Source organism: Streptomyces sp. NPDC031225, assembly GCF_055570355.1.
The window spans coordinates 169,445-179,264 of record NZ_JBVIHJ010000023.1 but is presented as its reverse complement, the minus strand read 5'-3'; the positions used below and the strand labels follow the sequence as shown (position 1 = coordinate 179,264).

The 9,820-nt window shown below is 71.8% G+C and carries 12 protein-coding genes; 6 read left to right on the top strand and 6 right to left on the bottom strand.

Features of this window, described 5'->3' with window-relative positions:
* Nucleotides 1-468: 468 nt before the first annotated feature.
* Nucleotides 469-1,845 carry an alginate lyase family protein gene (locus ACZ48Z_RS33410; protein WP_468739643.1) on the bottom strand — a complete coding sequence of 459 codons (1,377 nt, stop codon included), beginning with the start codon at nucleotides 1,843-1,845 and terminating at the stop codon, nucleotides 469-471.
* 148 nt (nucleotides 1,846-1,993) lie between these two features.
* On the opposite strand from ACZ48Z_RS33410, the gene ACZ48Z_RS33405 reads away from it, so the two are divergent.
* Nucleotides 1,994-2,365, top strand: coding sequence for a VOC family protein (locus ACZ48Z_RS33405; protein ID WP_468739638.1), 372 nt, complete (start codon nucleotides 1,994-1,996; stop codon nucleotides 2,363-2,365).
* An 11-nt stretch (nucleotides 2,366-2,376) separates the two neighbouring features.
* Here the strand turns inward: ACZ48Z_RS33405 and ACZ48Z_RS33400 are convergent, their stop codons facing one another.
* Nucleotides 2,377-2,679 (bottom strand): hypothetical protein, encoded by a 303-nt coding sequence (locus ACZ48Z_RS33400; RefSeq protein ID WP_468739637.1) that lies wholly within the window; start codon nucleotides 2,677-2,679, stop codon nucleotides 2,377-2,379.
* A gap of 160 nt (nucleotides 2,680-2,839) precedes the next feature.
* Between ACZ48Z_RS33400 and ACZ48Z_RS33395 the strand changes: the two genes are divergently transcribed.
* Together ACZ48Z_RS33395 and ACZ48Z_RS33390 are read left to right on the top strand one after the other, a co-directional pair.
* Nucleotides 2,840-3,265 carry an Hsp20/alpha crystallin family protein gene (locus ACZ48Z_RS33395; RefSeq protein ID WP_468739636.1) on the top strand — a complete coding sequence of 142 codons (426 nt, stop codon included), beginning with the start codon at nucleotides 2,840-2,842 and terminating at the stop codon, nucleotides 3,263-3,265.
* Between the two features lie 86 nt (nucleotides 3,266-3,351).
* Entirely contained in the window at nucleotides 3,352-3,765 is a 414-nt protein-coding gene (locus tag ACZ48Z_RS33390) for a DUF2267 domain-containing protein (RefSeq protein ID WP_468739635.1), read from the top strand.
* A gap of 16 nt (nucleotides 3,766-3,781) precedes the next feature.
* Here ACZ48Z_RS33390 and ACZ48Z_RS33385 read toward each other — a convergent pair whose 3' ends face one another.
* The 3 genes from ACZ48Z_RS33385 to ACZ48Z_RS33375 all read right to left on the bottom strand — a co-directional run bounded on the left by ACZ48Z_RS33385 (nucleotide 3,782) and on the right by ACZ48Z_RS33375 (nucleotide 5,434).
* Nucleotides 3,782-4,162, bottom strand: a complete 381-nt coding sequence (locus ACZ48Z_RS33385; RefSeq protein ID WP_468739634.1) for a hypothetical protein — start codon at nucleotides 4,160-4,162, stop codon at nucleotides 3,782-3,784.
* Between the two features lie 136 nt (nucleotides 4,163-4,298).
* Nucleotides 4,299-4,892: a DinB family protein gene (locus ACZ48Z_RS33380; protein WP_468739633.1), complete on the bottom strand. Its 594-nt coding sequence runs from the start codon at nucleotides 4,890-4,892 to the stop codon at nucleotides 4,299-4,301.
* A 125-nt stretch (nucleotides 4,893-5,017) separates the two neighbouring features.
* Nucleotides 5,018-5,434, bottom strand: coding sequence for an SsgA family sporulation/cell division regulator (locus ACZ48Z_RS33375; RefSeq protein WP_468739632.1), 417 nt, complete (start codon nucleotides 5,432-5,434; stop codon nucleotides 5,018-5,020).
* A 195-nt stretch (nucleotides 5,435-5,629) separates the two neighbouring features.
* On the opposite strand from ACZ48Z_RS33375, the gene ACZ48Z_RS33370 reads away from it, so the two are divergent.
* Together ACZ48Z_RS33370 and ACZ48Z_RS33365 are read left to right on the top strand one after the other, a co-directional pair.
* Complete coding sequence (locus ACZ48Z_RS33370; protein ID WP_468739631.1) at nucleotides 5,630-7,675, top strand: sigma-70 family RNA polymerase sigma factor; 2,046 nt, start codon at nucleotides 5,630-5,632, stop codon at nucleotides 7,673-7,675.
* 119 nt (nucleotides 7,676-7,794) lie between these two features.
* On the top strand, nucleotides 7,795-8,592 hold the full coding sequence (locus ACZ48Z_RS33365; protein ID WP_468739630.1) for an SAM-dependent methyltransferase: 798 nt from the start codon (nucleotides 7,795-7,797) through the stop codon (nucleotides 8,590-8,592).
* Nucleotides 8,593-8,695: 103 nt separating this feature from the next.
* Here ACZ48Z_RS33365 and ACZ48Z_RS33360 read toward each other — a convergent pair whose 3' ends face one another.
* Nucleotides 8,696-8,995: a zinc-ribbon domain-containing protein gene (locus ACZ48Z_RS33360; RefSeq protein ID WP_468739629.1), complete on the bottom strand. Its 300-nt coding sequence runs from the start codon at nucleotides 8,993-8,995 to the stop codon at nucleotides 8,696-8,698.
* A gap of 185 nt (nucleotides 8,996-9,180) precedes the next feature.
* Between ACZ48Z_RS33360 and ACZ48Z_RS33355 the strand changes: the two genes are divergently transcribed.
* On the top strand, nucleotides 9,181-9,789 hold the full coding sequence (locus tag ACZ48Z_RS33355; RefSeq protein WP_468739628.1) for a dihydrofolate reductase family protein: 609 nt from the start codon (nucleotides 9,181-9,183) through the stop codon (nucleotides 9,787-9,789).
* Nucleotides 9,790-9,820 lie beyond the last annotated feature (31 nt).

Here is a 9,820-nt window from a genome sequence, read left to right as displayed (position 1 = left end):
CCCCCCCCCCCCCCCCCCCCCCCCCCCCCCCCCCCCCCCCCCCCCCCCCCCCCCCCCCCCCCCCCCCCCCCCCCCCCCCGCCCCCTTCACGCCGTGCGCGTCCAAAGGTGCGTTCACCGTCCCCACCCGGGCGCGCGGGGGGCCGTGCGCGTCCAAAGGTGCGTTCACCGTCCCCACCCGGGCGCGCGGGGGGCCGTGCGCGTCCAAAGGTGCGTCCACCGTCCCCACCCAGGGGCGCGGGGAACTGCGCGCTCAGCCCCCACCGGCCCGCAGCCGCCCTCCGGTCGCGAAGTGGTGCCGGTGACTGCAACTCCCTGGGGGCGCGGGGAACTGCGCGCTCAGCCCCCACCGGCCCGCAGCCGCCCTCCGGTCCCGTCGTGGTGCCGGTGACTGCAACTCCCTGGGGGCGCGGGGAACTGCGCGGCCAGCCCCCACCGGGTCCGCAGCCGAAGACTGCCCCGGCGCTGCCTAGTCCGTACCCCCGCGTCGCCGCAGCAGCAGCAGTCCCCCCGCCACGGCAGTGATCCCCGCCGCCGCGGACCAACCGGCGACGTCACCGGACCCGCTCGCGGCAAGGTCCTGTACACCGGACGTCGTCGTAGTCGGACTGGCCGAAGGGCGTGGGGACGCATCCGTAACCGCCGCCACCCGATCCCGCGTGAACGCCAGCGTGCCGAAGCCCAGTTGGTCGTAGCCCCCGCTGTTGGGGCCGTAGTCCCCGCCCCCGCCCTCCGGTGAGGACTTCGCCGCGGCCCGGGTGACGTACGACGCCGAGAGCCCCCGGCGCTTCGTGTAGTGGTTGGCGATCATCGCCCAGATGGGGCGGGTCATCGCGGGGTCGACACCGGCCGCCGCGGACGCCGTCTCCCTCCCGGACCAGCCCCCGATCGCGCCCTTCGCGCGGGTGTTCGCGGTGTAGGAGACCTCCCCGCCCATGCTCCACTTCGCCACGTACTGGGCACCCTTGAGGAACCGGCTGTCGTCGTAGCCGTACAGGTCGTACCCCTGGTTCCACGCCATCTCGCAGAACGTGCCCATCAGGCCGACGCCGAGGAGCGCGTGCCCCTGGTCCCGGCCCGCCTCCAGCCATTCGGCGAGGCCGTCGTCGGACACGACCGGGATGGCGTTCCTGATCGCGCCGAGGCCTTCGCCGTGCTTGAAGTAGTCGACCGCGCGGGCGACTTGGGAGCTGTCGTCGCAGAAGATGCCGGTCGCCAGGACGCACGCCATGGCGCACAGGTCCCAGTTGGTCCAGTAGTTGGTGACGACGGCGCCGTTGTGCCGGACCAGGAAGTCGTCGCTGAGCGGGGCGAAGACCTTGGCGAGCATCTCCTGGAAGCGGGAGAGGTCGAAGTCGGGGTGGTCGCGCACGAGTTCGGCTGCGTTCGCGAACTGGTAGCCGTAGAGACCCGCGGCGAGGAAACGGTCCGCGCTGCCTTCGACGGAAGTCAGCTTCGCCGACCAGGCGTTGAGGATCGCCACGGCCGTGTCGGCGTACGCGTCGTCACCGCTGACGTGGTGGCGCAGACCGTTCTGGTAGGCGGCGTGGATGTCGTTGTAGAGGGTCGCGTAGTTCTGGGGGCTGCCCGCACCCCGGTACACCGTCGCCTGCGGGTTGGGCGTCCAGCCGCTCTGCGCATGGCGGTTGGCGGTCAGCTTGGCGAAACCGGCCGTGTAGGGCGCGACGCCCGCACTCACCTTGGCGGTCATCCGGGCGAGGTCGGCCCGCGTGTGCAGCAGACCCGGGTGCGCGAAGGCCGAGCCGGCCGCGGCGGCCGTGGTCGCGGGGGTGACGGCGGTCGTGGCGGTCACCGCGACACCGGCGGCTCCCGCCGCCTTGAGCATGCTGCGGCGGCTGATCTGAGAAGTCACGTACGTCATTCCTCGCGTGCCGGTGGCTGGGGGCGGTCAGGAGACGCGAGGGTGGAGCAGGCGATAACAGAAAAGGCGCCCACGACGGGAAGGCGCCGCCGGCAGAAAGGGAGCCGTGCCCATGAGCATCCGCAGGATCATGCCCGACATCCACGTCGAATCCGGGGCGGCCATGACGGCCAACCGTGACTTCTACGGCCTTCTCGGCTTCGAGGAGGTCATGGACATGGGGTGGGTCGTGACGATGGCCTCGCCCGCCAACCCGACCGCCCAGATCAGCTTTCTCACCGAGGAGCGCACCGCGCCCGTCGTCCCCGACCTGAGCGTGGAGGTCGAGGACGTCGACGCCGTGTACGCACAGGTCGTGGCGTCGGGTGCGGAGGTCGTACGGGAGCTGCGGGACGAGGAGTGGGGCGTACGGCGCTTCTTCGTGCGCGATCCGAACGGCAAGGTGGTGAACGTACTGACCCACCGGGCCGGAGGAGTCCGCTGAGGGTGCCGTCGTCAGGCGTTGCGGTCGGCCACCGCCCAGGACGCCAGCGCCACCGCGCCCGCCACCCCGAACACGGCCGGCCACGCGCCCACCTTCTTGGCCAGGGGGTGCGACCCGGCGAAACCGGCGACATACGCGGCCGTCAGCGCCCCGGCCGCCTTCCCGCCGGCCCGCTCCCGCCACTGCCGCGCCGCCGTGGCCCCGGCGGCGGCCAGCACCACCCCGCCCAGCTGCCGCTTCTTCGTCCAGCGGGCCACGCCGTACCCGCCGACGAGCCCGCCCGCGGCGACCACCGCACTGGGAACCCTGGCCATGTCTGCCTCCTGACGATCACGTCGATGCCCTCCGAGGCTAACTCCCGCCGGGCACGTACCTCCGAACCTGAGCCCAGGCTTGTCAAGTTTCCTCTCTCCGGGCTATATAAGAAGGCGTAGGGCATCGCTCCCAAAGTCTGTGGAGAGGAGATGGATCGTGATGCTCATGCGTACCGACCCCTTCCGCGAGTTCGACCGACTCGCGCAGCAGGTGTTCGGCTCCACCGCCCGCCCCACCGCGATGGCGATGGACGCGTACCGGTCGGGGGACGACTTCGTCGTCCACTTCGACCTCCCCGGCATCGACCCCGAGTCGATCGACCTCGACGTCGAACGCAACGTCCTGAACGTCCGCGCCGAGCGCCGCAACCCCGCCCCCGAGGACGCGGAGCTGATCGCCGCCGAGCGCCCCACGGGCTCCTTCACCCGTCAGCTCTTCCTCGGCGACACCCTGGACACGGAGCGCATCGACGCCTCGTACGACGCCGGTGTGCTGACCCTGCGGATCCCCGTGGCCGAGCAGGCCAAGCCCCGCCGGATCCAGATCGCGGGCGGCGGCAGCGGCCGTCGGCAGATCAGCGGCTGAACCTCACGCAGCAGACGGTGGTGTCCCGCGGACCGGCACATCCGTCCGCGGGGCACCCGGCGCAACGACCCCCAGGAGAGCTGTACATGAGCGCGAACCCACCCAGCTGGACCGGCCTCGTCGAGGCGGTGCGGGACGCCGGACAGTACGCGACGAGGGCGGAGGCGGAACACGTCACCCGCGTCGTCCTGTCCGCCCTCGGCGGCCACGTCACCGGCGAGGAACGCGTCGACCTCGCCCGGGCCCTGCCCGAACGGGCGGCACGGATCCTCGCCTCCCGGGCCCCGCTCAACAGGCCTTTGACGGCACCGGAGTTCGTGGACTCGGTGGCCGCCCGCATCGAGGGCGCGACCCCGGCGACGGCCCGCTGGGACGTCAGTTCGGTGCTGGGCGTCCTGCCGAAGCTGGTGGGCGACGAGCTCGTCGACCGGATGCTGAGCCGACTCCCTTGCGGCTACGCCCTGTTGTTCGGCAAGGCGGAGCTGGCCCTGACCGCCTGAGGCTCGTCCTCCACGCCTAGCGGGCTTCGCCCTTGCGTGCCTCGGCTCGCAGCCGCAGCTCCGTCACGTACGCGGAGGAGACGGCGCAGGCCGCGGCGGCGAGGGCGAGGCCCAGGGCGACGGGAGTGACGTACGGGGGGATCGCCTCGGAGGAGTAGCTGCCGCCGCCCGTCATCTCGCAGTCGAAGGAGAGGGGGAGGAAGCTCACCGAGTAGTCGATGACATGGACGGCCTGCTCGTTCCCACGGCACGGCGGGATCGGCGCGGAGCTCGCTCCGCCGTCCTCCGCCTCCAGGAGCGCGCCGGCGAGGTGGAGCAGTCCCCAGGTGTACACGGCGATCGCCACGGTTCCCGCCAGTACGGCGATCCCGCGCAGACGCCGACTCGACAACGACATCCCGGCCCCCTGACTGCCCGCCCCCGGATCCGCCGAGTTCAGCAGCCGGCGACGCGTACGGCTATGGCGGAGCCCACAGTTCCGGCAACAGGACTGTCACGGACGGGGCGTGGGGGACATCCCCGGACGAACTTGCTCAGCTCAGCTGGGCCTGGGCTTCCTTCGCGGACGCCTCCAGCCTGTTCCAGTACTCCTGGTACCAGGCCCCGTCGCCGCCATCCATGTTGCTGTTGGTCTTCCGCATGCCGACCTCGCCGTCGATCAGCTCGCGGACGATGTCGGCGTGACCGGCGTGCCGGTTCGTCTCGGCCGTCATGTGCAGCATGATCCGCTGAAGCGTCACGTGGCCGTCGTCGCCCCACCACGGGACGTCGCCCCTCGCGTCGAGCGGCAGCGCCTCGATCGTCGCGTCCGCGTGCGCCCAGGCACGGTGGTAGAGGCCGAGGACGTCCTCGCGCGACTCGTCGGCGGGTGCCCACATGTCCGCATTGGGCTCGGACCCGTCCTCGTGCCAGGGCAGGGACTCGTGGTGGGGGCGGTCGAAGGTCGGGCCGAAGTACCCGAGTTCGACGCTGGCGAGGTGCTTGACGAGGCCGAGGAGGTTGGTGCCGGTCGGCGTCAGCGGGCGGCGGATGTCGTACTCGGACAGTCCGTCCAGCTTCCAGACGATGGCTTCGCGGGCCGCTTTGAGGTAGCGGTGCAGGTCGTCCTTGGGGTCATTGGATGTCATGGGGGCCGAGTCTCGCATCACCCGCCGACATCGGGCGCGTGGATTTCTCCGGCTGTCCAGAGGGCAGCAGCCGGCGACCGGGCCGCCGCCTGCCCCCAGCGTGTGCCCCCGTCGAGATCGCCGCCTCACACCTCGTCGAGCAGCGCCGCGAGCCCGTGGTCGAGATGCGGGCCCAGGTCCTCGGCGCCCGGCTCGACGACGTCGTAGGAGCGCAGCAGGAAGCGGCGCAGGGCGGCCGTGCCGAAGCGGATCACGGCGAGGCCCAGGGGTGAGTGGAACTCGATGACGGTCCGGGCCCAGCCGTACGGCCGTATCCGTACGTCCCCCTCCCCGGCCATTGTCCCGAGCCCCTCCTCCAGCAGCGTTCTCGCGAACATCCACGTCACGCCCTCGCCGTCGGCCGAGACCTGCGCGGGGAAGTCGATGCGCACGGCGAACGGGTCTGCGGAGCTGTAGCGCAGGACGGGGCGTATGGGGAGTTCGGGGAAGTCGGCGGTGATCAGGCGGGCGCGGACGGTGTGTTGCAGGGTGGTGTGGCGCATGGGAGCTGGTCCCCGTTTCGGGTGGGAGGTGAGTCGGCTGCCTTTTCGACTCACCCCGGTGCCCCCTGATTACGCCGTAATCGAGGCCCAGTTATGTGATCTGAATCACTCTCGGAACTGGATGATTGAAAGTTTTGTCATCTACGCTGACAAACCCTTCCGAGCCCCGGCCGCCGGGAACTGGAGCGTTCCTGCATGACCGATCAACCGGCCAGAGTGCCCGCCCAGGCATCCTCCTCCGCCACCGCCGCATATGTGCGGATCTACGAGGAGGAACAGCCACGCCTCGTCGCGTACGCCCGCTCGCTCACCCGCAACACGTGGGCGGCCGAGGACCTCGTCTCCGAGGCGCACTTCCGCGTATGGCGGCGGCTGTCCGCGGGGCACGAGATCGACAACGTCCCCGCGTACCTCATGACCACCGTGCGCCACCTCGCGTCCTCCGTCGCGAGCGCCACGCACGAGACCCCGCGGGACCCGCAGGTCCCCGAACAGGCCCTGGGTACGGCGGCCTTGGCCGGAACGGCCTTGGGCGGTTCCGCCGGCCACGTGCAGGACCCGGCCGAACAGGTCTCCTCCACCGACCTGTTGGTACGCGTCCTCGGCGAACTCCCCGAACGCTGGGTGCAGGCCCTGTGGCTCGCCGACGCCGAGGGCCAGCCGCTGGAGTCGGTCGGCCGGCAGATCGGCGCCAAGCAGGGCGCCACGGCCGTACTGCTGCACCGCGCCCGCGAAGGCATGCGCCAGGCGTTCCTGCGCTCCCAGACCGAGGCCCCCGACGATCCCGCCTGCGAGGTCCACTGGGTCCGCATGCCGGCCTACGTCCGCGGCAACGCGACCCCGCGCCAGTCCGAGCGCCTCCTCGCCCACGTCGACGCCTGCGACGGGTGCCGCGGGCGCCTCGCCGTCCTGATCCGCGCCAACAACCGGCTGCCCGCACTCGTGGGACCCGCGCTGCTGGTCTTCGCGGTGGGTGGCGGCGGCGCGGGGAAGTTCCTGGCGTCGCTGACGGCGGCGACGGGGGCCTCCGGGTCGGTCGGGTCGGTCGGGGTGTTCGGTTCGGCCGGTGGGAACGGTCTCCTGCGTACGGCCCGTGCGGCGGGCCCGAAGACCAAGGCCGCCCTGGCCTCGGGCACGGCGGCCGCGGCGGCTGTGGCGATCGTGATCGCCCTCGGCGTGCAGGAGTCCCCCGCGACGGCGACTCTGCCGGGCAAGGCGCCGGTCGCCCAGGCGCCGGTGGCGGGGCCCTCGACGGGAACGACGGGGGAGCAGCAGCCCGGGAACCCTCCGGCCGATGAGCGGGGACGGGGTGAGGATCGGGGTCGGGACCGGGGTCGGACTCGCGATGGCGGGGCCGGGGCGGGTGACGTCCAACTGGTCGCGGATGTTCAGGGTTCCGGGGGTTCTGACGATCCCTCGGGCGCCGCAGACGATCCGCCTCCGTCGGAGGGGCCCACGCCGGCAGCGCCAGGAACGCCGGACCCGAGTCCGAGCCCGGTAGTGCCCGCGCCCGGGGGAGAGGAGCCGACGCCGCCGACCGTACAGACGCCGCCGCCGACCGTACAGACGCCACCCCCGCCGTCTACGCCGTCGACGCCGGAACCCGAGCCGGAGTCCCCCCAGCCCACGGAACCGGAGAGCCCGGCACCCGAGAGCCCGGCACCCGAGGACCCGGGGCCAGGCAAGCCGGGGCCAGGCAAGCCGGGGGAGGGCACGCCTGCACCGGAGCCGACGCCGGACACCCCGACTCCGACGGCTCCCGACCCGGTCGGGGAGACACCGGTGCCACCGGAGACACCGGAACCACCGGCGTACTCGGAGCCGTCGCCTGCGCCGGAGTCACCAGAACCGTCGCCTGCGCCGGAGTCACCAGAACCGTCGCCTGCGCCGGAGTCACCAGAACCGTCGCCCGCGCCGGAGTCGCCGGAACCCTCCGAACCGACCGAGCCGTCGCCGTCTCCGTCGGACCCGTCGGACCCGTCGGACCCGTCGGTGTCGCCGACCACCCCGGAGCCCCCGGCGGACCCGTCTGCACCCCCGTCGGACCCATCCGCGCCCCCCACCACCCCCGAACTCCCGCCGATCCCGTCGCCCCCGTCAGAGCCCCCGACCGTCCCCTACCCTCCAGCCACTCCGGAGCCCCCGACACCCCCGGAGCCGTCGATCGATCCCGCCCCGGAGACTCCTCCGACCGCTCCTCCGGAAACCGGCGGCGGCTGCGGACCTCACCCCACCGCCTGACCGCCATCACCTGATCCGCCGCCTAAACTTCCGTAAGGGGAAAGGGAGTTGAACCGGACGTATGGAAAGCTGGCGCGAGCCGCCGCCAGCTTTCCGCGGCCGCCGGAGAGGAGCGCACCGTGAAAGAGAACGGCTTCCGTGCCGAGGAGATCGACACCAGCAAGCCGCACCCCGCACGGATCTACGACTACCTACTCGGCGGCAAGGACAACTACGAGGTCGACCGCGAGGCCGGCGAGCGGCTCATCGCGGTGGCCCCGGAGGCGCGGATCGGCGTACGGGCCAACCGGGCCTTCCTGCGCCGGGCCGTCCGCCACGTCGTCGGCAGTGGCGTCCGTCAGATCCTGGACATCGGCACCGGCCTGCCCACCTCACCGAACGTCCACGAGACGGCCCTGGAGGTGGCGCCGGACATCCGCGTGGCGTACGTCGACAACGACCCGATCGTGAACACCCACGCCGGCGCCCTGCTCAGCGCGGACGGCACGACGGGCATCGCCCTGGCCGACCTGCGCGACCCGCGGGCGATCCTGGACGACCCCGACGTCCGCAGAGTGATCGACTTCGACGAGCCGGTGGCCCTGCTCCTGGTCGCGGTGGTCCACTTCCTCGCGGAGGCGGACAAGCCGGAGGAGATCATCGCGACCCTGCGCGACGCACTCGCCCCCGGCAGCCACCTGATCCTCTCCCACGCCACGGGCGACTTCGCGGAACGCGGCGACGCGGCGGCGGTCTACGCCAAGGCGACCGCCACCATGAACCTCCGCACCCGCGCCGAGATCGAGCGCTTCTTCGACGGCTTCGAGCTGATCGACCCGGGCGTGGCCCAGGTCCCGTTCTGGCGCCCGAACACGCCCCCGCCGCCCCGCTCCGAGGAGATCGGCTTCTACGGCGGGGTGGCCCGCAAACTCGCCTGAGACAGACCCGCCTGAGACAAGCCCGGCCGAGACGGACCCGCGGCCGCGACAGACCCGGCTGCGACAGGCCCGGCCGGGACCAGCCGCAGCTGTACGTCGTCCCTCAGTGCTGATGCGGCTGCTGCGGGGCCTGGCCCTGCACCTGACCCCCGTGCCCGGCACCGGACGCGGCCTGCGCCTGCAGCTGCTCCGCATCCTGTGCGTTCAGCTTGTGCTCCGCACCGCAGAAGGTGCACTGCGTCGCGTACTTGGTGGAGATCGGGAACAGCGGCACGAAGAACAGGGTGAACTTCGTGACGCGCTTGCGCAGCGTGTGCGCGGCCGGGTTCCCGCACTGCCCGCACACGAGTGTGAGTATCGCGAGCTGGTACAGGTACCCCTTGGTGCCAAAGAGGATGAACATGGTGTCGCCTTCCAGGGTCGGTGCTTGAGAGGCAGTATCCCCGCAGTCGGCGCCGCAGCGGACACGCGACGTCGCTGACGAGCGTCGCCGCGCATCGAGCCTGTCGAATGCGCCGTTCCCCGATCGACGTGACAGTGAAGAGAACACCCACGGGATCAACCACCGGATCACAGGAGCCCTCCCTCATGACCGTGACCGCGGACCTGGCCGTCTCCCTCGACGGTTACATCGCCGGCACCGACGTCACCCTCGACAACCCGGGCGGCAACGGCGCCGAACCCCTCTTCGAGTGGATCCACAACCTGGCGAGCTGGCGCGAACGCCAGGGCATGACCGGCGGCGAGGAGAACCGCGACTCCGAGCTGATGCGGGAGTGGTTCGACGCGACCGGGGCGGTGGTCATGGGCCGCATGATGTACGACACGGGCGCGGACTTCTGGGGCGCCGACCCCCCGTTCCGCACCCCGGTCTTCGTGCTCACCCACCGCCCCCACCCGACGCTGGTCAAGCAGGGCGGCACGACCTTCACCTTCGTCACCGACGGCATCCACAGTGCCCTCGCCCAGGCCCGGGCGGCGGCCGGGGACAGGAACGTCGACATCGCGGGCGGAGCGAGCGTGGTGCAGCAGTACCTACGGGCGGGCCTCATCGACGAGCTTCAACTCCACGTCGTACCGGCGCTGTTGGGCGACGGGCTGCGATTGTTCGAGGGCCTGGGCGCAGGGCGGCTCGAGCAGCTCAGGGTGGTGGACACACCGCTCGCCACGCACCTGAAGTACCGGTTCGAGAAGTGACGGACCCGGAGCGACAACCTGATTCAGCAAG

What these genes read in the sequence shown, in the direction of transcription:
- ACZ48Z_RS33390 (WP_468739635.1), top strand. Translation starts at nt 3,352, where the DNA reads ATGAGCGCGAACCCACCCAGCTGGACCGGCCTCGTCGAGGCGGTGCGG.
- ACZ48Z_RS33410 (WP_468739643.1), bottom strand. Translation starts at nt 1,845, where the DNA reads ATGCTCAAGGCGGCGGGAGCCGCCGGTGTCGCGGTGACCGCCACGACC.
- ACZ48Z_RS33375 (WP_468739632.1), bottom strand. Translation starts at nt 5,434, where the DNA reads ATGCGCCACACCACCCTGCAACACACCGTCCGCGCCCGCCTGATCACC.
- ACZ48Z_RS33400 (WP_468739637.1), bottom strand. Translation starts at nt 2,679, where the DNA reads ATGGCCAGGGTTCCCAGTGCGGTGGTCGCCGCGGGCGGGCTCGTCGGC.
- ACZ48Z_RS33370 (WP_468739631.1), top strand. Translation starts at nt 5,630, where the DNA reads ATGACCGATCAACCGGCCAGAGTGCCCGCCCAGGCATCCTCCTCCGCC.
- ACZ48Z_RS33360 (WP_468739629.1), bottom strand. Translation starts at nt 8,995, where the DNA reads ATGTTCATCCTCTTTGGCACCAAGGGGTACCTGTACCAGCTCGCGATA.
- ACZ48Z_RS33405 (WP_468739638.1), top strand. Translation starts at nt 1,994, where the DNA reads ATGAGCATCCGCAGGATCATGCCCGACATCCACGTCGAATCCGGGGCG.
- ACZ48Z_RS33380 (WP_468739633.1), bottom strand. Translation starts at nt 4,892, where the DNA reads ATGACATCCAATGACCCCAAGGACGACCTGCACCGCTACCTCAAAGCG.
- ACZ48Z_RS33355 (WP_468739628.1), top strand. Translation starts at nt 9,181, where the DNA reads ATGACCGTGACCGCGGACCTGGCCGTCTCCCTCGACGGTTACATCGCC.
- ACZ48Z_RS33385 (WP_468739634.1), bottom strand. Translation starts at nt 4,162, where the DNA reads ATGTCGTTGTCGAGTCGGCGTCTGCGCGGGATCGCCGTACTGGCGGGA.
- ACZ48Z_RS33395 (WP_468739636.1), top strand. Translation starts at nt 2,840, where the DNA reads ATGCTCATGCGTACCGACCCCTTCCGCGAGTTCGACCGACTCGCGCAG.